At 42.6% G+C, this 26,100-nt stretch carries 27 protein-coding genes; 9 read left to right on the top strand and 18 right to left on the bottom strand.

The window, feature by feature from the left end; all coding sequences use genetic code 11:
• Window positions 1-9 precede the first annotated feature (9 nt).
• The 7 genes from sucA to cdaS all read right to left on the bottom strand — a co-directional run bounded on the left by sucA (window position 10) and on the right by cdaS (window position 10,420).
• Entirely contained in the window at window positions 10-2,844 is a 2,835-nt protein-coding gene (gene sucA / locus LJF29_RS04670) for a 2-oxoglutarate dehydrogenase E1 component (RefSeq protein ID WP_229147230.1), read from the bottom strand.
• A 228-nt stretch (window positions 2,845-3,072) separates the two neighbouring features.
• The gene (locus tag LJF29_RS04665; RefSeq protein WP_229147228.1) at window positions 3,073-4,989 is read right to left on the bottom strand and encodes a vWA domain-containing protein; all 1,917 of its coding nucleotides are present in this window, start codon (window positions 4,987-4,989) and stop codon (window positions 3,073-3,075) included.
• Between the two features lie 10 nt (window positions 4,990-4,999).
• On the bottom strand, window positions 5,000-5,890 hold the full coding sequence (locus tag LJF29_RS04660) for an AAA family ATPase (protein ID WP_168748052.1): 891 nt from the start codon (window positions 5,888-5,890) through the stop codon (window positions 5,000-5,002).
• Between the two features lie 86 nt (window positions 5,891-5,976).
• Window positions 5,977-6,567 (bottom strand): superoxide dismutase family protein, encoded by a 591-nt coding sequence (locus LJF29_RS04655; protein WP_229147226.1) that lies wholly within the window; start codon window positions 6,565-6,567, stop codon window positions 5,977-5,979.
• A gap of 143 nt (window positions 6,568-6,710) precedes the next feature.
• On the bottom strand, window positions 6,711-7,946 hold the full coding sequence (locus LJF29_RS04650) for a LysM peptidoglycan-binding domain-containing protein (protein ID WP_229147225.1): 1,236 nt from the start codon (window positions 7,944-7,946) through the stop codon (window positions 6,711-6,713).
• A gap of 397 nt (window positions 7,947-8,343) precedes the next feature.
• A complete protein-coding gene (locus tag LJF29_RS04645) occupies window positions 8,344-9,561 on the bottom strand; it encodes a macrolide family glycosyltransferase (protein ID WP_229147224.1) in 1,218 nt (405 codons plus the stop codon).
• A 244-nt stretch (window positions 9,562-9,805) separates the two neighbouring features.
• The gene (gene cdaS / locus LJF29_RS04640) at window positions 9,806-10,420 is read right to left on the bottom strand and encodes a sporulation-specific diadenylate cyclase CdaS (protein WP_229147223.1); all 615 of its coding nucleotides are present in this window, start codon (window positions 10,418-10,420) and stop codon (window positions 9,806-9,808) included.
• A 275-nt stretch (window positions 10,421-10,695) separates the two neighbouring features.
• Here cdaS and LJF29_RS04635 point away from each other — a divergent pair, with 275 nt between their 5' ends.
• Together LJF29_RS04635 and LJF29_RS04630 are read left to right on the top strand one after the other, a co-directional pair.
• Window positions 10,696-12,054 (top strand): MATE family efflux transporter, encoded by a 1,359-nt coding sequence (locus tag LJF29_RS04635; protein ID WP_168748056.1) that lies wholly within the window; start codon window positions 10,696-10,698, stop codon window positions 12,052-12,054.
• Between the two features lie 14 nt (window positions 12,055-12,068).
• Window positions 12,069-12,917 carry an STAS domain-containing protein gene (locus LJF29_RS04630; RefSeq protein ID WP_168748057.1) on the top strand — a complete coding sequence of 283 codons (849 nt, stop codon included), beginning with the start codon at window positions 12,069-12,071 and terminating at the stop codon, window positions 12,915-12,917.
• 27 nt (window positions 12,918-12,944) lie between these two features.
• Here the strand turns inward: LJF29_RS04630 and bshB2 are convergent, their stop codons facing one another.
• The 4 genes from bshB2 to rarD form a co-directional block, all read right to left on the bottom strand.
• Window positions 12,945-13,610, bottom strand: coding sequence for a bacillithiol biosynthesis deacetylase BshB2 (gene bshB2 / locus LJF29_RS04625; protein WP_010334592.1), 666 nt, complete (start codon window positions 13,608-13,610; stop codon window positions 12,945-12,947).
• A 19-nt stretch (window positions 13,611-13,629) separates the two neighbouring features.
• Window positions 13,630-13,980: a YojF family protein gene (locus LJF29_RS04620; RefSeq protein ID WP_010334594.1), complete on the bottom strand. Its 351-nt coding sequence runs from the start codon at window positions 13,978-13,980 to the stop codon at window positions 13,630-13,632.
• Window positions 13,977-14,255, bottom strand: a complete 279-nt coding sequence (locus tag LJF29_RS04615) for a hypothetical protein (RefSeq protein ID WP_229147222.1) — start codon at window positions 14,253-14,255, stop codon at window positions 13,977-13,979. The genes LJF29_RS04620 and LJF29_RS04615 overlap by 4 nt, the downstream gene beginning before the upstream one ends.
• A gap of 74 nt (window positions 14,256-14,329) precedes the next feature.
• The gene (rarD, locus tag LJF29_RS04610; protein ID WP_229147221.1) at window positions 14,330-15,226 is read right to left on the bottom strand and encodes an EamA family transporter RarD; all 897 of its coding nucleotides are present in this window, start codon (window positions 15,224-15,226) and stop codon (window positions 14,330-14,332) included.
• A 99-nt stretch (window positions 15,227-15,325) separates the two neighbouring features.
• Between rarD and LJF29_RS04605 the strand changes: the two genes are divergently transcribed.
• Window positions 15,326-15,781 (top strand): Hsp20/alpha crystallin family protein, encoded by a 456-nt coding sequence (locus LJF29_RS04605; protein WP_010334596.1) that lies wholly within the window; start codon window positions 15,326-15,328, stop codon window positions 15,779-15,781.
• 32 nt (window positions 15,782-15,813) lie between these two features.
• Here LJF29_RS04605 and LJF29_RS04600 read toward each other — a convergent pair whose 3' ends face one another.
• Window positions 15,814-16,044: a hypothetical protein gene (locus LJF29_RS04600; RefSeq protein ID WP_010334597.1), complete on the bottom strand. Its 231-nt coding sequence runs from the start codon at window positions 16,042-16,044 to the stop codon at window positions 15,814-15,816.
• Window positions 16,045-16,176: 132 nt separating this feature from the next.
• Window positions 16,177-16,803 carry an SLC13 family permease gene (locus LJF29_RS04595; protein ID WP_229147220.1) on the bottom strand — a complete coding sequence of 209 codons (627 nt, stop codon included), beginning with the start codon at window positions 16,801-16,803 and terminating at the stop codon, window positions 16,177-16,179.
• 332 nt (window positions 16,804-17,135) lie between these two features.
• On the opposite strand from LJF29_RS04595, the gene LJF29_RS04590 reads away from it, so the two are divergent.
• Complete coding sequence (locus tag LJF29_RS04590) at window positions 17,136-17,525, top strand: tautomerase family protein (RefSeq protein ID WP_229147219.1); 390 nt, start codon at window positions 17,136-17,138, stop codon at window positions 17,523-17,525.
• A gap of 498 nt (window positions 17,526-18,023) precedes the next feature.
• Here the strand turns inward: LJF29_RS04590 and yodB are convergent, their stop codons facing one another.
• Window positions 18,024-18,362, bottom strand: coding sequence for a transcriptional regulator YodB (gene yodB, locus LJF29_RS04585; RefSeq protein ID WP_168748062.1), 339 nt, complete (start codon window positions 18,360-18,362; stop codon window positions 18,024-18,026).
• A gap of 129 nt (window positions 18,363-18,491) precedes the next feature.
• Here yodB and LJF29_RS04580 point away from each other — a divergent pair, with 129 nt between their 5' ends.
• Window positions 18,492-19,100: a nitroreductase family protein gene (locus LJF29_RS04580; RefSeq protein WP_010334602.1), complete on the top strand. Its 609-nt coding sequence runs from the start codon at window positions 18,492-18,494 to the stop codon at window positions 19,098-19,100.
• 45 nt (window positions 19,101-19,145) lie between these two features.
• Here LJF29_RS04580 and LJF29_RS04575 read toward each other — a convergent pair whose 3' ends face one another.
• On the bottom strand, window positions 19,146-19,748 hold the full coding sequence (locus LJF29_RS04575) for an alpha/beta hydrolase (RefSeq protein ID WP_229147218.1): 603 nt from the start codon (window positions 19,746-19,748) through the stop codon (window positions 19,146-19,148).
• Between the two features lie 11 nt (window positions 19,749-19,759).
• A complete protein-coding gene (locus tag LJF29_RS04570) occupies window positions 19,760-20,671 on the bottom strand; it encodes a ring-cleaving dioxygenase (protein ID WP_229147217.1) in 912 nt (303 codons plus the stop codon).
• Window positions 20,672-20,855: 184 nt separating this feature from the next.
• Here LJF29_RS04570 and LJF29_RS04565 point away from each other — a divergent pair, with 184 nt between their 5' ends.
• Both LJF29_RS04565 and LJF29_RS04560 read left to right on the top strand, forming a co-directional pair.
• The gene (locus LJF29_RS04565) at window positions 20,856-21,056 is read left to right on the top strand and encodes a DUF3311 domain-containing protein (protein ID WP_010334605.1); all 201 of its coding nucleotides are present in this window, start codon (window positions 20,856-20,858) and stop codon (window positions 21,054-21,056) included.
• Entirely contained in the window at window positions 21,056-22,546 is a 1,491-nt protein-coding gene (locus tag LJF29_RS04560) for a sodium:solute symporter family protein (protein ID WP_229147579.1), read from the top strand. The genes LJF29_RS04565 and LJF29_RS04560 overlap by 1 nt, the downstream gene beginning before the upstream one ends.
• A 33-nt stretch (window positions 22,547-22,579) precedes the next feature.
• Here the strand turns inward: LJF29_RS04560 and LJF29_RS04555 are convergent, their stop codons facing one another.
• Window positions 22,580-23,980, bottom strand: a complete 1,401-nt coding sequence (locus tag LJF29_RS04555; RefSeq protein ID WP_229147212.1) for a S41 family peptidase — start codon at window positions 23,978-23,980, stop codon at window positions 22,580-22,582.
• A 153-nt stretch (window positions 23,981-24,133) separates the two neighbouring features.
• Between LJF29_RS04555 and LJF29_RS04550 the strand changes: the two genes are divergently transcribed.
• On the top strand, window positions 24,134-24,835 hold the full coding sequence (locus LJF29_RS04550; protein WP_229147211.1) for a class I SAM-dependent methyltransferase: 702 nt from the start codon (window positions 24,134-24,136) through the stop codon (window positions 24,833-24,835).
• Between the two features lie 86 nt (window positions 24,836-24,921).
• Window positions 24,922-25,182, top strand: a complete 261-nt coding sequence (locus tag LJF29_RS04545; RefSeq protein WP_229147209.1) for a hypothetical protein — start codon at window positions 24,922-24,924, stop codon at window positions 25,180-25,182.
• A gap of 41 nt (window positions 25,183-25,223) precedes the next feature.
• Here the strand turns inward: LJF29_RS04545 and LJF29_RS04540 are convergent, their stop codons facing one another.
• A complete protein-coding gene (locus tag LJF29_RS04540) occupies window positions 25,224-26,045 on the bottom strand; it encodes a M15 family metallopeptidase (RefSeq protein WP_229147578.1) in 822 nt (273 codons plus the stop codon).
• Between the last annotated feature and the right edge of the window lie 55 nt (window positions 26,046-26,100).

The following is a 26,100-nucleotide window of genomic DNA, read 5'->3' as shown; positions in this document are numbered from 1 at the left end:
ATTTCCCCCTTAGTTTTTGCGAGTCAAGCTATCAGATACAATACGTTCCTGTTCTTTTTTATGAACTGTCGGATCTCCCTCTGCAGGACTGGATCGTCTTCTTCGTCCAATATATTGAACGCTTACTCCTTCTGGTGCAAGTTCTGTCAAATAAGGGCTGATATAGCTCCATGCCCCCATGTTCTGCGGCTCTTCCTGAACCCAAACGATTTCTTTAAGGTTCGGAAGCTTTGCAAATAATTCTTTGACTCCTTTTGCAGGGAATGGATACAGCTGTTCAATTCTCGCAATGTGAAGCCACTCTTTCCCGTCTTCTAACTTGTTGAAATGATCGCTGATGTCTATAGATACTTTACCGCTGGATAATACGAGCCGCGTCACTTTTTCATATTCATGAGAAAGTCCTGACTGTTCGTAAACAGGCTGGAAGCGGCTTTCGCTGAGCTCCTGCACTTCAGAAACGGTATTCGGATTGCGCAGAAGGCTCTTCGGCGTCATGATAACGAGCGGTCGAATTTCCTCACGCAGCAGCATTTTAGCCTGTCTTCTTAATATATGGAAATATTGAGCGGCGCTTGTCAGGTTGGCAACCGTCCAGTTGTTCTCAGCAGCTAGTTGCAGGAACCGCTCGATTCTACCGCTTGAATGCTCAGGGCCCTGTCCCTCGTAACCGTGCGGGAGCAGCATCACTAATCCGGATTTTTGGCCCCATTTTGCGCGTCCGGCAGAAATAAATTGGTCAAAGTACACTTGAGCAGCATTGGCGAAATCTCCATACTGCGCTTCCCACAGGACAAGTGTTTCCGGTGAATGCACGTTATAACCGTATTCAAAGCCGAGAACCGATCCTTCAGACAGCGGGCTGTTATGAACGGCAAATGATGTGTCACAATCTGACAAATGGTGCAACGGCACAAATTCTTTGCCTGTCTCACTGTCGTGAAGTACAAGGTTTCTTTGGGCAAACGTTCCGCGCTCAGAATCCTGTCCTGTTAATCGAATCGGTGTTCCGTCTTTCAGAATGGAAGCAAACGCGAGAGATTCAGCCAATGACCATTCCACTTTTCTGTCATCATCAAACGCCTTGGCCCGTCTTTCTAAAATGCGTTTTAGCTTACCGAATACATTAAACGACTCCGGCCAATTGACCAATTCGCCATTCAGCTTGCGGAGCACATCAAAATCAATAGATGTGTCTACATCCGGAAAGCCGTTTGAAACAGGTTCCGGAAGTTCTATTTCACAAGCGATAGGTTCCTTTTTAGCCGGCACTTTTTGATAAGCGTCTTCTATGCGTTTCGTTACCGACTTTTCAATGTTTTGAACAACTTCCTCGGTTAGCACCCCATCTTTAATGAGCTTTTCCGCGAAAATATGTTTGACAGTCGGATGCTTTCTTACAGCGTCATACAGCATCGGCTGAGTAGTTGACGGCTCATCCATTTCGTTGTGTCCGTAACGTCTGTACCCGATTAAGTCAATTAGAAAGTCTTTGTTGAATGTTTTTCGGTATTCTACCGCAAACTTAACAGCTGAAAGACAGGCTTCAGGATCGTCCGCATTTACGTGAACAATCGGTATTTCATAGCCCTTCGCCAGGTCACTGGCATAGTTTGTTGATCTTGATTCAGCGCTTTCTGTTGTGAATCCGATCATGTTATTGGCGATAATATGAATCGCACCGCCTACTTGATACCCTTTTAAAGAGCTTAAATTCAATGTTTCAGCGACAATTCCTTCCCCAGGGAATGCAGCGTCTCCATGAATTAAAATCGCAAGTGATTTTGTTTCATCCTGAACCGGGTATCCGCTTTGTGTTCTTGTTTCCTGCGCCGCTCTTGTGCTGCCTTCAACGATCGGGTTGATAAATTCCAAGTGGCTCGGGTTATTCGCCAGCGTAATACGCGCCGACTTCGTTTCAGCGTCTTGAAGCTCGCGGTTCGCTCCCAAGTGATACTTGACATCCCCCGTCCATCCGTAGCTGATGCCGATTGATCCTTCAGACGGGACTAAATCTTTGTTCGGCGCGTGCTGGAACTCTGAGAATATGATTTCATACGGTTTGCCCAGCACATGTGCCAGCACATTCAGGCGGCCCCTGTGCGCCATACCGATGTTAACGCTCGTTGTACCTGATTTGACAGATTGTGCGATAATGTCATCAAGCACTGGAACAAGAGCGTCCAGACCCTCAATTGAAAAACGCTTCTGCCCGACGAAGGTCCGGTGTAAAAATTGCTCGAATCCCTCTACTTCCGTCAGTCTCTCCAGCACAGCTGACAGCTTTTCGGCTGAGTTCTTTTGGAACAATTCACCGGATTCAATCTTTTGAGTCAGCCACTCGCGCTCTTTAAAGTCGTGTACATGATCAAATTCAAATGAGATGGTTCTTTTATACGTATTTCGTAAATACTGAATGGCTTCTAAACCGTCCGTAATGTTTTTAGGAGCGTCTTTACAAATGACCGACGCAGGTATTTCTTTTATTTCCTCTTCTGTTAGCCCGTAATCGGATAGTGGAAAGAGCTCGCTCTTTTTCCCATCCTTTCTGAGCGGATTGACGGAAGCGTTCAAATGGCCATAGGTTCGTATATCTTCTGCAAGTCTGATTGCTGATGCGATCTTTTGTATCAGATCGGCTGTAACACGTCCCTTTTCTTTTGTTCCCGATGCCTCTTTTATATCGCTTGGAGGAGCTCCTAGTTCGTCGAACATGTCCTTCAGATCCGGATCAATGCTGTTCGGATCCTGGGTGTACTGATCGTAAAGCTCCAGCGCATAGCCGAGGTTCGGACCGTAAAAATCTTCCCAATTCATTCGTTGTTTCATATTATTTTGAAACATTTGAATATTACCCCCAACCTAGATAATCAAGTGATTCATTCACTATCTTAAAATAACTTTCGAACGCTGTGTCCAAAATTATGTAATAAAAACGCTTCCAACGATATTTTACCACTGTTTGCAATTTGATTCTACCTTGATTGTTCACAAAATAGTAAAAAACCTTTATAAAAAACAAAAAATTTAATCATTTACAAAAAGAAACGCCAAAAAGCATAGGATAAAGGGTTATCCTATGCTTTTATGGAGCAGTTTTTTAAGAAGCGGATACAGAACATCCGGAAGCTGATCGACATCCGGGACAAATATACTGAACTTCCCGTACATATCCTGTATCGTTTTCATTTGTGATTCTTCAATTTCTGAGTTGGAGAGAAAAACATTTATGACTTCTATTCCCCTTTTTCGAGCTTCTATAACCGCTTCACTTGTATCGACAATCCCATTTTGCTCATAACCAAATGCGGCCGGCTCTCCGTCAGAGAACACAATTAAGAATTTTTGCGCCTCGCTCCGCTGCAGCATTTTTTTCGTCATTTGCCTGATCGCATAGCCGTCACGGTTGTCTTCCTCAGGTTCAAGCTGCATAATCGCCGGTCCCGCTGCCTGTCTTAAGGACGACTGAAATGGAATTACCGTATTAAAATAGTTCGGCTGACTCGTTTCGGTCGCATCGTTTGTATCCTCCCAGAAGCCGACAATTTGATGCGGAACTGCTACTGATTTCAAGGCTTCATGAAACAATACGATACCCCGCTTCGTTTCATCCATTTTGTCGAACATACTGGCTGAACAGTCGACCAGTAATGTAAAAACAGCGTCAATTTCTGAAGAAGGCTCTTGTTTTTTGTAAAAAAGACGCGGATTCCGCTCCGTAAAATAACGGAGAAGCTTGTTGTTCAGACGGCCCGCGTGGAGGTCAGTCCTTGGCAGCGTTTTTTTGTGTTCAAGCGTTTTTTGAATCATTTGTTTTAAACGCTTCTGATACGATTCGATCGATTTTGCCTGCTGTTTATAAGAAAGCTCTTCATCTTTTGTTGCAGGCTCCGGTTCTTTATAAATCGCAAACGCGAATTTATTTTCCTTTCCGTCGGCAAGACCCGCGCCGTTCGGCTGGTCTTTTTTGGACTCTAGCGCTTCCAGTTTGGAATAGTCTTTTCGTTTTGTCTGTCTAGCTGAACCTTGAACAGAGCCGAGAGCTTGGTCTCCATCGTCCCCTTCACGAGAAGCATCTTTTCCTAAATCGGATTTTGCGCCGTGTTCAATATCAAATTGAAGGAAGCTTTTAGACGGCGCTTCTGTTTCACGGTGCCAAGTCGGCATTTCTTCATCGTGAATATCTTCATCGCCGTCTGATTTTTTCGGAAGCGTTACGTCATCACTCAGCTTCGGCGCTTTTTTCTCTTCTTCAAATAACGGCTGCTCTGCGGCTTTAGCGTAATCTAACTCAGGCAAAAAGAAGTAGGTATTCAGCATGTCTTTATCAAGTACCTCTTCAAGTCCGTCCATGATGTCTTCGACAATTTTCAGAACGTGGCGTGTAGAGTCAGCTTCATACACACGCAAGAGCTGCTGTTCAATAAACGGTCGCATCAGATCAATATCATCACGCATAGACGGGATGGTTTCCAGAGGCGATTCCGCCGTCAGCTTGGTATACATGGCGCAACAGAGCGCATCCGTAAAAATGCTTCGTTCTAAATTTAAAGTGAGCTGTGTGGAGAAATGTTTTCTGTACATGTCTTTTCGTTTTGCAAATACATGTTTTGTGCCGGGACGCCCGTGTTTGATACATTCTTCAATTCTGATGTCCTCAAGCAGCATAAACAGCTGTTTGGCAAAGCTTTTGAATGTAAGATGCCGATGGATATCATCCAAAAAGTTCGTAAACTCTTGCAGCGAGCTGTATTTAGTTCCGACCGATCGAAGGTAGACATCGCTTTTGAGACCTGCTTCCATATCTTCAGCTGATCTGTCCTTCCAAAAGTGGCTCATGTAGATTTTTTTTTCAAATGGGTTGTAGTAGGACTGAACGCCATACTCCACTTCCACTGCCTCACTTTTGGTGAGCGTTTTGGCCAAATCGGTCAGCATCATAAATAAAAACGAGTCAATTGTGCTGTCATTAAATTTGATAAATTTCATCGCACATCCCTCATTCAAACAGAGTTTCTGCGATATTTCGGACTGCCGCCTTTTCACGGTCATCGTCAAGCTTTTCTACAATTCCCCGTTCGATGGCCCGTAGCGGCGGAATATAAGCGGCTAAATCACATGTATCAATTAAAGCTCTGATAGATGCCGCTTCTTCAGACACCTGCCCGTTATTGGCCTGAACGATCAGATCAGAAGACAGCGTGATAAACCGGTCAATCAATTTCTCATCATGAAGAGCAGACTGAGACATGAGTACTTGTTTCAGCAGCTCGCCTTTAATATATGGCACATCAATAATGACAAAACGGTTTTTAAGCGCTTCATTCAGCGGTACGGTTCCAACGTAGCCTTCATTGATGGCAGCAATGACTCCAAAGCCTTCTTTTGCCCGAACGACTTCTCCTGTAAACGGATTTGTCATCATTTTTCTATAGTCCAATACACCGTTTAAGATGGGCAGGGTTTCCGGCTTTGCCATATTGATTTCGTCTATATAAAGAAAGTGGCCTTCATTCATGGCTGTTGTCACAGGCCCCGAGACAAACTCGATCGTTGCCTGGCCAGATTGATTTTCAATGGTTTTATAGCCAACCAGTGCTTCAGCATCCAAATCAACTGAGCAGTTGACACTGTGCATTGGTTTATGAAAATAACTGGACAATGTTTCCGCCAGCTTAGTTTTACCTGAGCCTGTAGGTCCTTTTAACAGGATATTTTTTCCCATCGCCAATGCGATAATGGCATCGAATAAAATGGCTTCATCCTCCGCCTCATAGCCTGATGCCCCGATAAGTGATTGAAATTCTGGAGAAATTGGCTGGCTTTTATATGATAAAAGCTTATTTTGTATATCTTCCGGCAATGTTAAGTGCTGCAATTGAGATGTCATAGACAGGTTTCCTTTCCTATTCGTATTCCATTAACGAGTATACTAAAAAAGCCCCTGTATGCTCAATACAAAGGGCTCCCGCTATATTACTGTTTCTCGTTATTGCCAGAAAGCGCTCCGCACACAATTCGCGCTCCTGAATTTCCGCTCGGATTCGTCAGATAGTCGTCAGCCTGTTCGTGAATAACAAACGCGCTGCCATCCTGGTCGAGAATATTCAATTTGCTTCCTTTTTGTAAAGAGGTTTCAGGCGCATTCATAATAACATCTACTTTCCCGTCTGCGCCGACTTCAAGATTCGGAAGATCTCCGGCATGATGTCCCATCGGATTATTGAAGCCGTGTTCTTTGTTCAGCGGATTAAAGGGTCCGCCCGCAGATTCAAAATCCGGCCTGACACATGATCCTTTTTCATAAATATGAAAACCGAGTGAAGCCCCGGGTGTCAGGCTGTATGCTGAGATGTGAAAATCGAGCCCTTCGTCTTCTGATTCTTTTATTTCAATATACCCGACTTTTTTGCCTTCTCTATTGACCAGCTGGATCTGATGACTAAACGCTGACGTTTCTATCACCTTTTTATCCGGTACCCGCCGCGGATGGTCAGGAGGTGTTTCCTGACTGCATCCCGCAAGACCCAGTGCCGCCACCACGATAAGGAGCAAGAAACGATTCATGCTGTCTCCCCCTTGTTTTTTCTAACAGTGTGGTCAATCATATTCCGATATAAACTAAAAAAAGCCTTTTAAAAGGCTTTTACATTAGGGCAGCAGGACGTCCTGCCCAAACGCCCCGTCTGTCTAATGTCCATGCTCAAAGTTTAAAAATAGCTTCGTGCTCCCAAGTAGCGCTGTTTCCAATACGAATTGCTGAGATTGGAAATGCCCACACCGTCGGAGCTTGCATGAATAAAATTGCCGCCGCCCAAGTAAATCCCCATGTGAGACGGTCCGGATTTATACGTAGTAAAGAAAACAAAGTCACCGACTGACGGCTGGCTGACTTTTTGCATCACATTCCAGTACCCTGCCGTGCTCAGCCTTGAAATAGATGATACTTTATTAATGAGGTAATAAATATAGCCGCTGCAATCGAAACCGGAAGGCGTATTTCCTCCCCAGCGATACGGAACACCGACATATTTTTTTGCCTCCGTTATCATTCTGTCAATCTTTGTTCCTATTTGAACGTTTGATCCTGATTTGTCTTTCGGGATATTCTTATTGGAATTATTTGATTTAGTCGTTCCTGAAATTGTGAGAATCTGTCCGATTCGCAGAACATCGCTAGACAAATTGTTTCTATCACGAATACTTTGCACAGTGACGCCCAGCTGATTCGCAATCTTCCATAACGAATCACCTGATTTCACTTTGTATGTAGTTGTTTTTGAAGAATTTGAGTTTGACGGCTTTTTTGAACCGCTGCTACCGCTATTGGATGAGCTGCCTTTTTTTATTTTTAATACTTGCTTAGGATAAAGTGTATCTGATGTTAAGCCATTTAAGGTTTTCAATTCGGCAACCGTCATATTTAAACTGTTTGCGATTTTCCACAGAGAATCACCAAGCTTTACAGTATATGTACTTTTTGATGGACCTGTAGAATTTGAACCGTTGCTTTTTTTTGGTCCACTCGAACTGTTTGAACTGCTTGTCCCTTTAATTCTCAGTTTTTGGCCGGGACGAATCAAATCACTGTTCAGGCTGTTTAAGCTTTTAAGCTCTGAAACACTCATTTTATGATTTTTGGCAATCATCCATAAAGAATCACCATATGCCACGGTGTATGTTGACGTTTTGTTTGAGTTTGATGAGGGTGTTTTGCTTTTTTTGCTGCTTTCTGGAACTTTAAGACTTTGTCCGACATAAAGCATTGACGATTTCAATTTGTTTTCGGATTTCAATGCAGAAATACTCGTATGATACTGGCGCGAAAGTTTCCAAAGAGAGTCACCGCTTTTCACCTTTATCGTTTTTGCATCCGCGGGTGCTGCTGCCATCGATGACCCAACAACTGCGGAAACAGCCAAACTGGCTACGATCTTCTTTTTCATTCATGCAACCTCCTAAACTTTTTATGACACAAACAGAAAGAATTAGTATTCCGTTTCCAAAAATGGCACACATACGTTATATCGTCACTTTTTTAGCGTTATAAACAAATTTTTATAGATCCGGCAGCAAATGTAGCTTCGTTCGACCTTAAACCTCTAGATAAACACCTAGTATTTTACATAATTTGGATAGGTTTATCGAAAGTCTAAGGAACTATTTAAGCGGGGGTAAAATGATTGGTTTATGTTGATGAAAGAAGCAGATTTTCCTCCTTTTCTGTCTGTTTTTCTTTCAATTCTCTATCAAAGTGTCAAATCCCTTCTTCTGATTGCAACACTGCCCAGCTTTTCTAAACAGTTAAAAGCCTGTCCATTTCAAATGAACAGGCTGAATCCATTATGCATTAGCTGATTGAGTATTGTGTTTAACATATTCAAGAATGCTGACGGCAGCTTTTTCAGCACCGCCTGCCGCTTTCAGTGACTGGCCAATTGCTTTTGCTTTCTTGGCATAGATAGGATTGCTGATCACTTCTTGAATGGTTTCTTTCAGAAGGCTTTCAGACAACTGTTCTTTTTTCAGCACTTTCCCAGCACCTACTTGCTCCACCTGTTTTCCGACAGCGAATTGATCGGCTCCCATTGGAATGACAATGAGCGGTGTTTCAAAATACAAGCCTTCGCTTGTGCTGTTCATTCCGCCGTGGGTGACAAACAAACTGGCTCTTTTCAGGATTTCAAGCTGAGGCACATACGGGCGCACAATAAAATTATGCGGAATATCGTTTAACTCACTTTGTTTAACATGCTTCCCAATGGACAGCACAACTTTTCCGTCAAAGTCTTTGCATACCTCAAGACATTGATTGAAAAACTCTTTTTGATTATTAAAAATAGTTCCCATAGAAATAAACAGCACGTTTTCATTGTTCATTTGATCGAATGGAAAGTCATTGCTTTTGGCTCTTTTTGCAATTGAAGGACCAACAAAAACATAGTTTTCTCCGAATTGCTCTGCCATTGGCTGAAATTCTCTTGACGTAAAGACGATCGTCAAATCTCCATCGGACGAAAAAACGTCAAACGGCTTGGTAATTTCCGCTTGAAACTCGGAATTTAAGGTTTCTGCGAGCTGCTGATAGGATTCGAAATAAGGTGAGTCTTCAAATGGGCTGCTATTGAATGTATCCATCATTTCCTTTAAAAAATCCTCATTCATCGCAAAAGTCGTACATAATGAAAATCTCGGCAGCTTCAGCAGATTGGCAATGATTTTACCAGCCAAGAAGTGGTGATCATATATGACATAATCATATGATTCGTTTTTGACTTCTTTATAAATATGGGTGGCGATGTCCTTACACGCTTTTAAAAAGGCACATATCATTTCGGCAAAATCTCTTTCCTCATTACCAGTTGCGTTTTTTCCGAAATAATCTTCTCTAAAATCGTTATATTCACGAAATTCAATATCAAGCGCGGTGATTTTTTCTTCGTATTCCTTTACTGCATAGTAAGTAATGTTTTCTCCTCTTGATTTCAGTTCCTTCATTACACCGATAGACGGATTAATATGGCCCTCTCCCGGAAAACCGATCATTAATACATTAGCCATGCGGCCACGCCCTTTCATTAAAATTTATGTAATATTTTATACAGTACTATAAATACAAAATCAGGTAAAGTATTTAACTTAATTAATATTAATCTTATATAACTTTTATACCAGGTTACATTTCCCGACTTTCTATTTTCAAGAAAAAAAGCATTCAGTATGGCATGAATGCTTTTGAAAAAGGGTTCTATTTCAGTCTTTTTGTCTCATGAGACAAAAGCAGTTCGGGTCCTTTTGTTTATTTTTATGTTCTCGGTGAGATGAGCGGGTATAACACACCATCCTTCGCAAACGACATCTTGCCTGTTTCCTCAGAAACAACCAGTACAAGCGCATCTGTATATCCAGACATCCCCAAAGCTGCCCGGTGTCTGGTTCCCAGCTGAGTATCCACTTCTTGGGTCGTCAGCGGGAGAACGTTTCCTGCTGAGACGAGTGTATTTTCCCTCACTAATAAAGCGCCGTCATGAAGAGGATTTCCCGGAAAAAAGATGCTTTCAATTAATGAAGCACTGATTTCTGCATGAAGCGATGTTCCTTTTTGAATAAACTTGTCAACCGAGTCTGTCCTTTCAATGACAATTAACGCGCCATGCTTATTTTCCGATAAATTTTTAATCGCCTTGGCCAGTTCCACAAATGAAGGTGTAAATTGTTCAATGTATGATTGCAAATAAAAGGATGAGGCGATGCCATGCATATTCTGAAAAATACGTCCCAAGTCATCCAATTCACAAAGGAGGCATTGATCTTTTTCATGAAGCGTTTTCAAAATAAGAGAAGCATCCCCCAATATCTGTTCTAAATGCGATTGTATCTTTGCCGTGAATACACTTTCTGTCATCTGTTCGTAATGCATGGGCCTTCATCTCCTTTTCATATTTTCAACTTTGCACGCATGCTTATCTTATTGATGCACATTCTATTGGTAAAGGAGGTATGTAAAGAATGGAAATGGAAAGAATCATTCAGTATATCTGCACCTTTTTAGGCGTTATTTCGCTTTCTTTTATTTATGCCCAAATGTTTAGAAAAACGAAACCGACAAAAAAAGAATAGGCCAGGCGTTCATTGCTTTTTATACATAAAATGTTATAATTTCTCTCGTTATGATAAAGAAACGGGGATCAATGTATGAAAGAAACAAAAAACGCCGGACAAAAGGTAAAACAGCTTTTGCACATTTTAATTCCGATTTTAATCACTCAGGCGGGCCTTTCTCTCATAACCTTTTTAGATACGGTGATGTCAGGGAAAGTCAGCGCCGCCGATTTAGCCGGTGTGGCCATTGGATCAAGTCTTTGGACGCCTGTCTATACTGGACTGGCGGGGATATTAATGGCAGTCACTCCAATCGTCGCGCAGCTATTAGGCGCTGAGAATACCAAACAAATTCCCTTTACTGTCTTACAGGCAGTATATGTGGCCGCACTTCTAAGCATCGCCGTTTTAGCGGCTGGATATGGAATAGTTGACCCTGTTCTATCCCGATTGAACCTTGAGGCTCACGTACATGACATTGCGAAGCACTTTTTAGGTTTTTTATCTTTGGGGATTTTTCCTTTATTTGTTTACACCGTTTTGAGATCGTTCATTGATTCATTAGGAAAAACACGAGTCACCATGATGATTACACTATGTTCACTGCCGATAAATTTTGTGTTAAACTACGTATTTATTTTCGGGAAATTCGGCATGCCTGCCCTTGGCGGAGTCGGCGCCGGGCTTGCATCAGCGCTTACGTATTGGTGCATCTGTATCATCAGTTTTATCATCATTCGTAAAGCAGCGCCGTTTTCTGGATATGGCATTTTCCTTACCATGTATAAGTTCTCTTGGGAAGCATGCAAAAATATGCTGAAAATCGGATTGCCTATCGGGTTTGCCGTGTTTTTTGAAACGAGCATCTTCGCGGCTGTCACTTTGCTGATGAGCCATTTTAATACAGTGACCATCGCGTCCCATCAGGCCGCCATGAACTTTGCGTCACTTTTATATATGCTGCCGCTCAGCGTGTCCATGGCTTTAACGATAGTTGTCGGGTTTGAGGCCGGAGCAGCTCGTTTTAAAGACGCTCGCTCTTACAGCTTTATCGGGATCATGATGGCGGTAGGCTTTTCTTTGTTAACAGCTGCCTGTATCCTTTTATTCAGAGAGCAAATCGCAGGCATGTACACTTCTGATCCGGATGTCCTCCGGCTCACGCAGCACTTTTTAATTTACGCGCTGTTTTTTCAGCTTTCCGACGCAGTGGCAGCACCTATTCAGGGCGCCCTCAGAGGATATAAAGATGTCAATTATACACTTGCAGCGGCTTTTATTTCTTATTGGGTTATCGGTCTTCCTGTCGGATATGCGGTCGGCACGTTTACAGGACTTGGCGCGTACGGTTATTGGATCGGGTTAATTGCAGGGCTCGCGGCAGGAGCAGTCGGTCTGTTTTTCAGGCTGGTTAAACTGCAAAAACGTTATTTATTGAAACAGGAATTTTAAAAGAGGTGATATGCATGGCACAAAATCAGAAATTATATGAGTATCTGTCTCAGCATGCGGAAGAAATAAGTTCAGCATGGTATGAAACAATCGAGGAAACTGACCCAAATTCAATCTATGCATCAACAGACCCGGCCGTCATTAGAAATTTAAAGAGCCAGAACCTTGCTTTCAATTATAAGATCAGCCGTATCTTTATAGATGAAGAAGAGGTATACTTGCCCATTCTAAAAGCCTGGGCTTTTGAAGTCACTCAGGATCAAGAGCATTTAAAAACGCCTATCCACTATATTATTCGTGAGTTTGTCAGAGTAAGAGACTTGTTTGTTTCCTATGTGAAGGAATTTGTTCATATCAATCAGGATACCGTGAAAAGCGAAGAAGCCGAGGATTTATATCACACTCTTATTAAGGCGTTTGATCTTGTAATTCATATTTTTATAGAAGAAATGTACAAAAACACAAGCCTTCAGCTTCAGGCCCAAAAGGATATGATCACTGAATTGAGCGCACCGGTGATCGTGCTGTTCCACAGTGTGGGACTGCTTCCGTTAATCGGAGATATTGATACCGTCCGTGCTAAATTGATCATGGAAAATACCTTGAATCAATGTGCGAAAAAAAAGGTGACGCAGCTTTACATTGACTTGTCCGGGGTAGCGGTCATTGATACCATGGTTGCCCACCAGCTTTTCAGTCTGATTGAGGCGTTGCGTTTGATTGGCGTTTCATCCACATTGTCGGGGATCCGACCGGAAATTGCGCAAACAGCGGTTCAGCTCGGTTTGTCTTTTGAGGACATCTCACTGAGATCTACCCTTGCGTCAGCGATTGCATCCGACTTGAAATTAAAAAAGGTATAAGGTCCCTATAGACCTTATACCTTTTTTTTAATCATTCCATTGATATGTCCAATACACTTCTTCTTCAAACCACGTTGCCATAACAGGTTCATTGTTTTTCAGTTTTTCCTCAAGCTCTCGGAGCATACCTTCCGTCTGGGTGCGATGAGCTCTTAACGCGTTCATTTTAATATCTGCTACTTCTTTGATATCAAGTACGACGTCTGCTTCGCCAAGCACCTCTTCTCTATTGCGTGTAATAGCCATGCATAGTGTACGCGGACGGTCTTCTTTCTTTTTGCGGTACAATGCCCGGATGACCGCTTCCCCGCATGCATCATGATCTGGATGCACGCCATGTCCCGGATAAAATGTGACAATTAAGCTTGGTTTCACATCATCTATGATTTCTTCCATGATATCAGCTAAATATTCATCATCTTCAAACTCAAGCGTTTTGTCTCGAAGCCCAAGCATCCGCAGGTCATTGATATCCATTGCTTTGCAGGCGTTGATAAGCTCTTGTTTTCTTAATAATGGCAAGGTTTCCCGGTTAGCAAAAAATGGATCTCCCATATTTCTGCCCATTTCGCCTAACGTAGCGCAAGCATATGTAACGGGCACCTCTTTTTTTCTGTTTAAAGCAATCAGACCCGCCACACCGTATGATTCGTCATCAGGGTGAGGCAGGATTACAAGCACGTGTTCTTTCATCATTTTTTCACCCTTTTCTTTAAACTGTGAACGGTTTTTCACTGATTTGCAGTGAAATAGCCAGTTTCCCGCCCGGCAAGTGTCCTGCCATTAATAAGCGGTTTTCTTCATCAACTGTGTACTCAGTCAGGCCTTCAGCATAAATCCAGCCTTCTTCTGTTTTTAAGCCGACCCGGTAAGGCCCGCTCCCTTTGATTTTAGCTTGATGATAGGTTACTTTTGCATTGCGTATATAAGCAACAACCGTCATGTTTTTTTCATTTAAATGTGCCGAGTAAGAACCGGTTGTGGTTTCTAAATGGATATATACAGGGCGGTCCGCATATCGTTCTAAAGATGCTTGCACATCTTCTTTTATGATTGCTTTCATAATTGCTCCCCTCTTTCTTCTTTTAAATACTGTACGCGTTCTGTATGTAATTTGACCAGTTGATATTTGACAGCCGGTTCCAGCTGTGAATTCACAATGCGCTGTATAGCGGCATAATATTTTTCCAGCATAGATTTACGGAGTCTCGGATGTGTTCTCTTATCCAAAAGCTCAAGATCAATTGCCTCTAAAATCGCTTCTTCATCTTCATTTGAGAAAGAGCGGCTGTTCCATAGCGAGGCGTATGCTTTTCCTATTTCTATATCATTGTCCATCGTCCTGCTCCTTTATGTCTTACATACATGAAATGATTATACATAATATATAGTCAAACTGAAAAGCTAAAGGCTCAATGGCTTTTTGATGCCCGTTTCCATTTTACTTGTGAAAACGTAAACAAGACTAATGCAGCCCATATACAGGCAAAAGTAAATGCCTTCGAGCTTGAAAATGGCTCATGATAAACGAACAGCCCGATCAGCAAGGTGATGGTCGGTGCAATATATTGTAATATACCGACTTGATACAGCGGCAGCCGCTTCGCCCCTTCAGCAAACAATAAAAGCGGCAGCGCGGTAAACACACCGGCAAAAAAGAGAAGCACCCATGCCCCGCCGCTTTCTGCACCCGCAGGCTGAATATGGCCGCTAAACAGCAAATACCCCAATGCAATCGGCATAATCATGAATGTCTCCAGCGTTAAACCGATAGCGCTTGAAAGGCTTGTTCTTTTTTTGGTAAACCCGTATAAGCCGAAGCTGAATGCAAGCAGCAGCGCGATATACGGAATGGATCCGTATTGAAACGCAGAAATAATTACACCGGCTGCCGCAATCGAAACAGCAACCAATTGAAGGCGATTCAGCTTTTCCTTTAAAAACAAAATGCCGAGAAGAACTGACACAAGCGGATTTATGTAGTAGCCAAGGCTTGCTTCGAGCAGAAATCCATGATTGACAGCCCATATGTATACAAACCAGTTAATCGAAATGAGAATTGAAGCGAGAAATAAGGATAGTATGCCTCCGTTCTTTTTTAAAGACCGCAGCTCATGCCACCCCGTTTTCCATTGACGAAAGAAAAATAGCACGATACACATAAAAACAAAAGACCAAATGATACGGTGAGCTAAAATATCAAGTGCAGGCAGCTGTTCAAGAAGCTTCCAATAGAGCGGAAACAGCCCCCACATGGTAAAGGAAACGGCTGTGTAAAGAACGCCTTTTTTTGTTTCTGAATGATGCATATTTTGTCCCTGCCTTTCTTTAGAGCATCTTATATTATATCACGTGAAAGATCGAGCAGGCATATACTATTTTGTCCGTGAAGAAAGGGTGTGACGAAGATGTTTGAGTGGAACAAATACTTTCCTTTCCACAATCAATTTTCCAAGGAAGCATTAAAAAAGGCTGATCCAAAAGAGGTTGAGCATTATGTAAACAGTGTAATGGAAAGTGTGTTCGGAAGTGATTCCGCGGCTCAATTTCCATTTCGCGATCCCCTCCCGACTAAAGAAAAAACACAGCGCACCGAACCTGATATAGATATATTCGAAACAGCAGACCATGTGTTTGTAAAGGTTGCAGTAACCGAAAGCCAGCTGGAACAGCTCAAAATTAAACATACATCTCATAGATTACTGATTGAACATTTCCCAGGTTCGACCCATCCTAAAAAAGTAAATCTTCCCTGCCTTGTCAAGCGGAAAGGGACGAAAGCCGTTTATAAAGACGGCCAGTTGGAAGTCATGTTTTATAAACAGCAGGACTACAATATGTCCGAGGTAGAAATAATGCGATAAAAAACGGCCTGCTTCTGCGCAGGCCGTTTTTTCTAATAGAAACCGGGATAACCTCCGCCATACGGCACTGGACCGTACGGTGCACCTCCGTAACCGTAGGGAACAGGCGGATACGCATAGGGACGCGGATAATTAAAAAGAGCACTCCCAAGAAAACCGCCTAATAAACCGCCGACTAAAGGAGCGCCAAACAAAAAAGGGTTTCGTTCCGGGTATCCGGCCGGACCTGGGTTCCCGCGAAGATACGAGTGTTGAGGGTACATGACTTTTTCCTCCTTTATGTCTGCCTATATGTAAGGTATTCATCCAGGAAGAAAACGATTGGGCTAGAGGCTATTGTTACATTAATTTTTATTGATAAAGCATTGTTACAAAAATAATCCAGCCAATAAAACTCAGCCCCGCCCTGTTACCGAGAGGACCGTTGTGAGCAGTGTCCATGTTTGAAACGTTTCCTTCGTGCTCAAGCCGAAAAATTCCTTTATCATCCAAAACCCTGCGTCATTTACGTGACATGCGATCACGCTTCCCGCACCGGTCGCAAGCACCATCAATCCCGGATTTACACTGCTGTCCGCCATAAGCGGAGCAGCCATCGGGATTCCCAAATAGAGAAAAGGCACCTTTAATTCTTTCCCTATGGCATAAACAATAGGAATCAATAGAACAAGGCCGACTTCAAAAAACAGAGCAATGCCAACAATAAATGAAGCAATAACCACAGCTGTCTGTATTCTGTTCCTTCCGAATTTGTCAATCAGTGTAATGGCTATCCGATAACCGCCTCCCGCGTCTGAGACAAGTCTCCCAAGCATTGCACCAAACCCAAATACTAAAGCTAAATGTCCCAACTGACCGCCGATTCCCGCTTTTAAAGAAGGTACTATTTTGCTTAGATTCATTCCCAGGCCGATCACCACTAGAAATGAAACGACAATAAGAGATACAAACGTATGTAATTTCATTTTAATGATCAGAAATAACAAAATAAGAACCCCGGTTGCAACGATAAAAACCGGCATGACTAACCTCCATTGCATTTTTGTTTTCTGATATAGCACAGGATGCTTATCAGAAAGCGTTTTCACTTTTTGCCGAAATAAAATCCTTGGCGATATGATTGTCATCTTTTGATCAACTAGTATTTTCACACTAATCTTCTAATCAACTATTGTCAATAATATTTATGATTTTATAGGCTGACAGATAATATAATGGTTATATATTGATCAATTATTGGTTATATGTTATGTTTTTTATCAAGCCAGCAAATTTTCAGCTATCAATTGGCTCCGATAACAAAACAATGTGTTAACAGGCTGATAAAATCTGTGTCTCAAAAGGAGGTATTCAAATGCCATTATTACGTTTCGATCTAATAGAAGGCCGTGATCAAAAAGCATTACAAGCACTATTAGACACTGCTCATCAAGCAATGGTAGAAGCATTTGGCGTGCCGGAGAGTGACCGATATCAAATTGTCCACCAGCATCCCGAGAATGAGCTCGTGATTCACGATACCGGACTAGGGTTTCATAGGAGCAAGGATTTGATCGTCATCAGCATTACAAGTAAAACAAGAACAAAGAGCCAAAAAGAAAAATTATATGCCTTGCTGGCTGAAAAACTAGAAGCAGAATGCGGTATTTTCCCGGAAGACCTAATGGTTTCCATTACAGAAAACGGTGATGCTGATTGGAGTTTCGGGCTCGGTGAAGCACAGTTTTTGAATGGCAAGTTATAAAATGGTGAAATGTATTCATCTGCTTTACACTTAGAAAATGGCCAGTCATTGAAATAAAAAAGAGAGATCCTTATTCAAGACCTCTCTTTTATTATTTCTTTTTCAAAAAAGCTGAAATAACCAGAATGAAAACAGCCAGCAAAACAAAATATAACGGAGTGATCCAGATTTGGTGGATAGAATTAGGGTCTCCCTTTTTATATCCAGTTTCAATGCCTATGTAATTCCAATGAAAGCTGACAGGGTTTTGATCGTAAATGTAAAATTCAGGCAGATAGAGTTCCGGTTTGCTGATTTAACAACAGGATAGCTGTTAGTAACTTTTTCACGGAAGGACCCCTTCCTATTTATGTATGTTGAATTCCTCCTAACATCTCTTTTTATCCATGTAAAATAAAAGCTGATACACATCATGGCCTAAAATAAAAAGTCATGTAAACGGTATGACCCACTTACATGACTTTCTCACTGAAACAAACCCTTTTCTGTTCCCTTCCATTATTTCTCTTCTTCGCATACTGTGACACCAGGCTCACAAAATTGATCGGCCCACGCTTGCATTTCTTGAAATACAGCTTCCAGCGCTGTTCCTTTTTCAGTCAGCGTGTAGATCACTTTTACCGGTGTCTCGGGAAGAACCCGGCGTTCTACAATTTCGTTTTGCTCTAGCTCTTTAAGGCGCTCTGCCAGCATTTTTTGGCTGATCATCGGTATGGTTTCCGTTATCTCTTTAAATCGTTTCGGCCCATCCATTAGTACATGGATGATCAGACCGTTCCATCGTTTTCCCAGCAATGAGAAAGCTGACTCCATTTTAGGGCACATTGTATTTCCCACTAGTCTTCATCCCTTCATCTATTGTTTGACAAGTATTCACTGATCCATTAAAATGATCTTTCAAGTTACATTTAGTAAGCTTCTAACTTTTCTATTATCATACCACGTTTACCCGAAGGAGGAAACATTATGACTGATACTCTGGACATTTTGCAAGCACGGGCATCTGTTAAGGAATATGATACGAATGCCCCGATCTCTAAAGAGGAACTGACTGAACTTTTGGAGCTCGCGACTAAAGCGCCTTCTGCATGGAACCTGCAGCACTGGCATTTTACAGTATTCCACAGCGATGAATCAAAAGCGGCTCTTCTGCCTGTAGCATATAACCAAAAGCAAATTGTTGAATCATCTGCTGTTGTTGCCATTTTAGGCGATTTAAAAGCGAATGAAAACGGTGAAGACGTTTACGCTGAATTGGCAAACCAAGGTTTCATCACGGATGAAATCAAACAAACGCTGCTGGGCCAAATTAACGGTGCTTACCAAAGTGAACAGTTCGCACGCGATTCTGCTTTCTTAAATGCTTCATTGGCTGCTATGCAGCTTATGATTGCCGCAAAAGCGAAAGGCTATGACACCTGCGCAATCGGAGGATTTAATAAGGAGCAGTTCCAAAAGGAATTTGATATCAGCGAGCGCTATGTTCCGGTTATGCTTATTTCTATCGGTAAAGCAGTGAAACCTGCACATCAAAGCAACCGCTTGCCTCTAACAAAAGTGTCAACTTGGCTGTAAATCTAAGAAAAACCTTAGTCCGGATATACACGGACTAAGGTTTTTTTATTGAAACGTATCTTTGTACCATTGGCGAGCCTGTTCAGCTTCATACTGTGTGAGCTGATGGCCCCCATCCTGCCAAAAAACTGAAGCAGATGCCCCGCTGTCAAGCAAACAGCGATGGAGCTCTTCCGATTCTTCCTTTGTGCAGAGCGGATCATATTTCCCGGCCCCAATGAAAACAGGAAGCCCTGTCATATCGGGAAGCTTGAGCCCCCGTATCGGCACCATAGGATGATGCAGAATAGCCCCCTTTAAAACATTCGCATAATGAAAAAGCAGGCTTGCCGCGATATTTGCGCCGTTTGAGTAGCCGACTGCAATCACTCGGCTCCGGTCAAATTGATGCGTTTGTGCCGCCTCGTCGATAAAATCTTTCAATTCTTTTGTCCGCTCAACGAGATCCTTTTCATCAAATACACCTTCGCTGAGGCGTTTGAAAAAGCGCGGCATTCCATTTTCGAGCACTGATCCCCTGACACCGAGCAAATGAGCATCCGGATCTATAAAACGTCCCAATGAAAGGAGATCATGCTCATTTCCTCCGGTTCCATGTAACAGCAGTAAGACGTTGTCAGATGTTCCTTTTTCAAAAATATGCTTCATCATGTCCCCTCCTACAATTCAGGCAAAATATCTGTAATTTGTTTGCGGTGTTGCTCCAGCCATTCGGGCAGCTTTAATGATGTGCCCAGCTCATCAAACGTTTCATCTGTCATAAAGCCTGGTTCATCTGTGGCAATCTCAAATAAGATGCCGCCTTTTTCCCTGAAATAAATTGATGTGAAATACTCCCTGTCAAGAATTTCTGATGAAGGGAGATGTTTTTCAGCAATCACCGGCTGCCAATTGGCCTGCTCCTCACTCGTTGTCCGAAACGCTATATGATGAACTGTTCCATAACCGCCGACGCCTCTTTTTTCCGGCTGCAAATGAACGTCGATCACGTTTCCGACAGCCGCTGCGGATTTCAGTCTAACGATCTGATCTTCTTCCGCCACTTTGCTGTATCCGAAGCTTTCCACTAACAATTGAATCGTCGCCTGCGGATCATAGGAGTACAGCAGCACGCCTTTCATCCCGGTGATGGCTTCATGTTCTGAAATGCCGTCAGGTGTCCACTCGCTTTTTTCGCTATCGCCGTCTTCCATGATCGCTAACGGAAGGTCTTCCGTATCATCAAAGATAAGCGCCTGTTCCCCGCATAGCATTTTCTCCTCTGCATTCAACCCATTATTTTGAAGGCGTTCCTTCCAGAAAGCCAGAGAGCCTTTAGGAACTGAAAAGTAAATCCGGCCGGCTTGGCCTTTCCCCACCGTCCCCTGCCCGCTTCCTTGAAACGGGAAAAAGGTAATAATGGTCCCTGGATCTCCATTTTGATTCCCAAAGTAAAAATGATATGTTCCCGGGTCATCGAAATTCACTGTTTTTTTGACAAGCCGAAGCCCGAGCACTTCAGTATAAAATCGCAAATTTTCTTGCGGATCTCTGGCAAATGCTGTGACATGGTGCAATCCTTCTGTTATCATCTCTTCACTCCTCAATTATCTTGATTTCGAGATATTTATTATTTTAAACCTATATTGTGCAGGATGCAAACCATGTGATTTAATTAAATAATTGAAAAAATCATTTTTTTCTAATAATTATCTTGTGATCTTATCTTACAACTGCTATTATAGTGAGCATTATCATGTTTCAGGAGGAAAGTAAATGGTTAAAAAAGCACTTATTGTTATACTCATCATTTTACCATTCGTTCAGCTTGCGCTTTTGCCGCTTGTGAATCGAATTGAACCGATTATTTTCGGCCTTCCTTTTTTCCACTTTTGGCTGCTGCTGTGGATTATTATTACGCCGGTATGTTCATTTGGCATTTACCTGGTGCAAAGAAAAGATGGAGGAATTGAATGATGCAAGGAAATCTCACTGCACTTATGATTACGGCTATTATCGTATTAACTGTTGTCTGTATCGGATTTCTCGCCGGGAGAGACAAATCATCGCGAACCTCGGTGGAAGAATGGTCTGTCGGCGGCAGACGTTTTGGCGGCCTTCTCGTTTGGTTTTTAGTAGGCGCTGACCTTTACACGGCATATACTTTCTTAGGCCTGACCAGTACGGCTTACACAGGCGGAAGTGTTGCGTTTTTTGCCATTCCTTACTCCGTATTGGCTTATTTTATCGCCTATTTCTTCCTGCCGAAGCTTTGGAATGTTGCGAAAATTCACAAATTAACAACTCTCGCAGATTATGCGCGGGAACGTTTTGACAGTAAGCTGTTGGCAAGTCTCGTAGCAATTGTCGGGGTCCTGATGCTTATCCCGTATATCTGTCTTCAGCTTAGCGGAATTCAAGATACGCTTCAGGTTGCAGGCACCGGCTATATCAACGTAAAGTTCGTTGTCATTATCTCATTCATCCTTGTTGCTCTTTACACGTTTTTCAGCGGGATTAAAGGGCCAACTTATACAGCCATTATTAAAGATATATTAGTATGGGTGATTATGCTGTTTATGGTCGTTTCACTCCCGCTTATTCATTTCAACGGCTGGACGCCGATGATTGATACATTGGTGAAGGAAGCGCCGCAAATGCTGACGATACCGACAGAAGGCCCAAAAGGCATCCCTTGGTTTATTACAGCATCTATTGTATCCGCCTTGGCACTTTTTATGTGGGCGCATGCCGCTACAGGTGTATTTACGGCGAAAAGTGCCGATGCAGTTAGAAAAAACAGCATGTTTTTGCCGCTTTATAACATCGTTTTAATCTTAGTTATTTTCCTTGGTTTTATCGCTTTTCTTGTGCTGCCGGAAGATACAAATCCAAGACTGGCGCTGCTGCATCTGATTCAGACGTCTTACGGCGGCGTGGCACAAGGTTTTGCCTATGCCACTATCGCCCTTGCCTCATTGATCCCTTGTTCGATCATGGCTATCGGAGCGTCGAATTTATTTGCCAATAACTTATACCGTGACTTGATCCATCCAAATGTGTCACAAAGCAAACTGACCCTTATTACACGTTCCATGGTGTTTGTCGTGATCGGTCTTGCTCTTCTATTTGGAATGCTGTTCCCAACTGCCTTAGTGACACTTCAGCTTTTAGGCGTTTCCGGCATGGTGCAGATCTTCCCGGCGATTGCCGTCAGCTTATTCTGGAAGAACCAAACGAGAGAGGCGACAGTGATCGGATTATTAGCCGGCCTTGCGGTTACGTTTATTGTGTATATCACGCAATCCGCACACGGCATTTATGAAGGTTTCTGGGGATTGTCCGCCAATATCATCGCTGTAGTCATTCTCAATCCGCTGTTTGTAAAAAGAGCAGGTTCAAATCCAGTCAAAGAAGGTTTATTTGGTAAAAAAACTGAACCGAATTCGAACCAGAAGGGTGCTTAAAAAAAGCCATACGCGGTAGCCGCGTATGGCTTTTTACATTTCTTTTTTCAGCGTTTCAATTGCTTTTTTCATTTGCGTATCATTATTTGACAGCTTTTGTTGAAGTTCTGTCATTAGTTTTGTTGTAGTATTGCCAGTCAGCACGCCTGTTTCTTTCAGGTTCTCTTTTTTCTGGAACTGTTTGATGACTGATACAAAATCTTGATCATACGCACTGTTTACCTTTACCTGATAGCCAAGTGCTTTCAGCATTTGCTGAGCGACTTTGACTTCAGTACCTGTATTGCCCGATTTGTACGTTTTATCAGCGTCCAAATATGGAAGCTTCGCATAATCAGGAAGCTCTGCTTTCACTTGCGGTTTGATGCCTTTTTTATGGATCCATTCACCGTCAGCAGTCAGCCATTTGGCCATTGTCAGTTTGACTGTTGAACCATCCTCATACTCTTTTGCGGTTTGCACTGTGCCTTTTCCGAATGTGGTTTCTCCAATTAACGGAATGCCTGATGATTCATGAAGGGCAGCGGCCATGATTTCTGCAGCGCTCGCTGTTCCGTCATTTACTAAAACGACAGTCGGCTTGGTGACTTTTCGTTCTTTTTCTGCTTTCATGACTTCTTTTGAGCCGTTTTTGTACTCAACCTGCATAATATTTTTCCCTTTATCAATAAACAGATTGCTCATTGTAATCGCCTGGTCCATTAATCCGCCCGGGTTGCCCCTCAAGTCTAAAATATAGCCTTTGGCACCTTTTTTCTCTAAACTGTCAATCGCATTTGTCAGCTCTTTAGCAGTTGTTTCTGAGAAAGAAGTGATTTGGATCTCACCGATGCTGTTGTCTTTCATCTCAGAATAGACAGTCTCAACAGGAATCGTATCGCGCTGAATGGAAAGATCAATTTCTCCCACTCCCGCTCTGTTCAGGTCAAGTTTCACTTTTGTTCCCTTTTTGCCGCGGATTAAAGCGACAGCTTCATTTACATTCATGCCTTTTACGCTTTTACCGTTTACCTTCAGGATTTGATCCTTCGGTTTGACGCCGGCTTTTTCAGCAGGTGATCCTTTGATTGGCGCAACAATAAGGATTTCACCGTCTTTTTCCTCTACTTGCGCTCCTATTCCTTCAAAGGATGCAGAAATGCTTTCTTCGAATGATTTTCCTTCCTCTTGATCCATATATGTAGAGTAAGGATCGTCCAGAGACTCAATCATTCCTTTAATTGCTCCATCTACTAATTTGTCATCATTTGTTTCCTTGTAATAATCACTTTTGATTTGCTCATACGCTTTATTTAATTTATCGAACTTACTGTCTCCTGTGCTTGTTGATTTCTGGCCCAGAATGCTTGAATTGCCCGTAATAAATAAAGTCAGCGCCGAAGCGACAACCGCAGTGATCAGCACAACAAAAAACAGTTTCAATTGCCGTTTCAATTAAACACCACCTTTTTCTTCTTACATTATTATCATGGACGATTTCCTATTCGTCAACTCGGAGCAGAAAATATAGAGATAGTGCCCTTCTTTAGCGTTTCATAAACCTATACCTTTTCACGACATATAATAACGAAAAAGGAGGATACCATTTTGAGCCGATATTTAGAAATGCTGTCCTTATTCGGTGTCTCTGGTGCACATCCAGGCGGGCTTGCTTTTTCAAAAGCCGTATTGCAAAAAGCCGCGCCTCCGCCTGACCAGCCGATTCTTGATGCCGGATGCGGAACGGGGCAAACTGCGGCTTATTTAGGACATTTGCTTTATCCTGTCACAGTCATTGATAAAGACCCTGTCATGCTTGAGAAGGCCAAAAAAAGATTTGCAAATGAAGGGCTGGCAATCCCTGCATATCTTGGAGAGCTGGAACGTCTCCCGTTTTCTTCAGCGGTCTTTTCCTGCGTCCTGTCCGAATCCGTCCTCAGTTTTTCCCATGTGACATCCTCCCTTCAAGAAATTAATAGAGTATTGAAGCCGGGCGGAATGCTGATCGGTATTGAAGCGGCGCTCAAAAAACCGATGCCTCCGCGCGAAAAGAAGCAAATGATGGACTTTTACGGTTTTACAAAGCTTTATGACGAATTGGAGTGGATGGAATCGATTCGTTCCCATGGATTTCAGAAAACAGAAACGATCACCCTTTTGCCGGAAGATATGGAATTTGAACCGACTACAGAAATGGATGTATCGCATGCAATTGATCCTATCTACTACGATACGCTTCAGTCCCACTATGACCTCATGCAGGCATACAGCGAGTATATGGGTCATTGTATCTTTATCGCATACAAGTAAAACGGCGCATCCCCCCCTCTTTTCGTCCAACCTTTTTTATCTATCTTTCATAAGCTGATAGAAAGACGGATTAGGAGGGAATTGTATTGGAAAAATACTATCATCTTTGCCGCCAGCACCAAGGAAAAGTTGCTAGAATTACAGAAAGAAACGGCAGAGTCCACGTGGGCAGAATTACACGGGTCACCAACAGTAAAGTTTTTATTGCTCCAGTTACTTCAGGTGGCCCCAGAGGCGGATTTGGCTATGGATATTGGGGCGGCTACGGATATGGATATGGAGCCGCGTACGGTATTGGCCTTGGGCTGATTGCAGGTGTGGCGCTCGCCGGTTTATTCTTTTTTTAATGGAAAAACCCGCTTATCCAATGATAAGCGGGTTTTTTATTTTATATCTTCTTCACTTTTTCAAAGTATTCTTCTAATGTTAAGTCATGATCATGGATGACCTTTGCAGCCTTTTTGCCTACATAACGCAAGTGCCATGGTTCGTATTCGTACTTTGTGATGTTTTCTTTGTTTTTAGGGTAGCGAATGATAAAACCGTATTTATATGCATTGTTCTGCACCCATTTTCCGTCTTCGGTGCTGCCGAACGCTTCATTTAGCTCAAAACCATTGCTTCGGCTGGAAATATCCATTGCAAGCCCTGTTTGATGCTCGCTTTCACCAGGATATGCGACTGCTTCTCTTGCTTTCTTTTCCCCTTTTAGGCTAACTTCATTTTTAAAGATAGCCTGCTGTCTGTCATACGAGCGGTATCCTGACACGGCTGCCAGCTCATAGCCATCCTTTTTCGCGGCGTCAAACATCGTTTTTAATGCGTCTGCTGCTTCTTTTCTGATGTATCGCTTTTGAATTTTTTCTTCAAAAGAAAACTCGACATCAGGGATAACTAGATCGCTAGGTTCATAGTCTCCTGGCAGTGCGTATTGCTTATTGACAAGGGCGAGGATATTTTTTGGATTTTGAATGGTTTCCAAACCGTCCACTTTTTTAATGTTATTGAAAAACTTGCTTTCCAATAAGAACTCACTGTCCTGCGTATTTGTTTTTTTGCTGTCAGCTGTTTTTTCTTCTGTCTGTTTTGATTCTGCGGTGGTTTTCGTATCCTTTTGAGCATCTCCGTTTGACATGCTGCAGCCGGCTCCTACAATTGCCGTCACACTCAAAGCGGCAGCCAGTGAAAACCATTTACCGGGCTTTTTCATCATCACATTACCTTCCTTTTATCAATCGTTTCCGTATCCATAAAGAAGAGGCTGC

Source organism: Bacillus sp. LBG-1-113, from assembly GCF_020708615.1.
Lineage (GTDB): Bacteria > Bacillota > Bacilli > Bacillales > Bacillaceae > Bacillus > Bacillus mojavensis.
The sequence above is the reverse complement of the archived record's forward strand: the minus strand, read 5'-3'. Positions and strand labels throughout refer to the sequence as shown.

Excerpts from the sequence above, each read along its gene's own strand:
- sucA (WP_229147230.1), bottom strand. The coding sequence starts at position 2,844 with ATGTTTCAAAATAATATGAAACAACGAATGAATTGGGAAGATTTTTAC.
- LJF29_RS04665 (WP_229147228.1), bottom strand. The coding sequence starts at position 4,989 with ATGAAATTTATCAAATTTAATGACAGCACAATTGACTCGTTTTTATTT.
- LJF29_RS04660 (WP_168748052.1), bottom strand. The coding sequence starts at position 5,890 with ATGACATCTCAATTGCAGCACTTAACATTGCCGGAAGATATACAAAAT.
- LJF29_RS04655 (WP_229147226.1), bottom strand. The coding sequence starts at position 6,567 with ATGAATCGTTTCTTGCTCCTTATCGTGGTGGCGGCACTGGGTCTTGCG.
- LJF29_RS04650 (WP_229147225.1), bottom strand. The coding sequence starts at position 7,946 with ATGAAAAAGAAGATCGTAGCCAGTTTGGCTGTTTCCGCAGTTGTTGGG.
- LJF29_RS04645 (WP_229147224.1), bottom strand. The coding sequence starts at position 9,561 with ATGGCTAATGTATTAATGATCGGTTTTCCGGGAGAGGGCCATATTAAT.
- cdaS (WP_229147223.1), bottom strand. The coding sequence starts at position 10,420 with ATGCATTACGAACAGATGACAGAAAGTGTATTCACGGCAAAGATACAA.
- LJF29_RS04635 (WP_168748056.1), top strand. The coding sequence starts at position 10,696 with ATGAAAGAAACAAAAAACGCCGGACAAAAGGTAAAACAGCTTTTGCAC.
- LJF29_RS04630 (WP_168748057.1), top strand. The coding sequence starts at position 12,069 with ATGGCACAAAATCAGAAATTATATGAGTATCTGTCTCAGCATGCGGAA.
- bshB2 (WP_010334592.1), bottom strand. The coding sequence starts at position 13,610 with ATGAAAGAACACGTGCTTGTAATCCTGCCTCACCCTGATGACGAATCA.
- LJF29_RS04620 (WP_010334594.1), bottom strand. The coding sequence starts at position 13,980 with ATGAAAGCAATCATAAAAGAAGATGTGCAAGCATCTTTAGAACGATAT.
- LJF29_RS04615 (WP_229147222.1), bottom strand. The coding sequence starts at position 14,255 with ATGGACAATGATATAGAAATAGGAAAAGCATACGCCTCGCTATGGAAC.
- rarD (WP_229147221.1), bottom strand. The coding sequence starts at position 15,226 with ATGCATCATTCAGAAACAAAAAAAGGCGTTCTTTACACAGCCGTTTCC.
- LJF29_RS04605 (WP_010334596.1), top strand. The coding sequence starts at position 15,326 with ATGTTTGAGTGGAACAAATACTTTCCTTTCCACAATCAATTTTCCAAG.
- LJF29_RS04600 (WP_010334597.1), bottom strand. The coding sequence starts at position 16,044 with ATGTACCCTCAACACTCGTATCTTCGCGGGAACCCAGGTCCGGCCGGA.
- LJF29_RS04595 (WP_229147220.1), bottom strand. The coding sequence starts at position 16,803 with ATGCCGGTTTTTATCGTTGCAACCGGGGTTCTTATTTTGTTATTTCTG.
- LJF29_RS04590 (WP_229147219.1), top strand. The coding sequence starts at position 17,136 with ATGCCATTATTACGTTTCGATCTAATAGAAGGCCGTGATCAAAAAGCA.
- LJF29_RS04580 (WP_010334602.1), top strand. The coding sequence starts at position 18,492 with ATGACTGATACTCTGGACATTTTGCAAGCACGGGCATCTGTTAAGGAA.
- LJF29_RS04575 (WP_229147218.1), bottom strand. The coding sequence starts at position 19,748 with ATGAAGCATATTTTTGAAAAAGGAACATCTGACAACGTCTTACTGCTG.
- LJF29_RS04570 (WP_229147217.1), bottom strand. The coding sequence starts at position 20,671 with ATGATAACAGAAGGATTGCACCATGTCACAGCATTTGCCAGAGATCCG.
- LJF29_RS04565 (WP_010334605.1), top strand. The coding sequence starts at position 20,856 with ATGGTTAAAAAAGCACTTATTGTTATACTCATCATTTTACCATTCGTT.
- LJF29_RS04560 (WP_229147579.1), top strand. The coding sequence starts at position 21,056 with ATGCAAGGAAATCTCACTGCACTTATGATTACGGCTATTATCGTATTA.
- LJF29_RS04540 (WP_229147578.1), bottom strand. The coding sequence starts at position 26,045 with ATGAAAAAGCCCGGTAAATGGTTTTCACTGGCTGCCGCTTTGAGTGTG.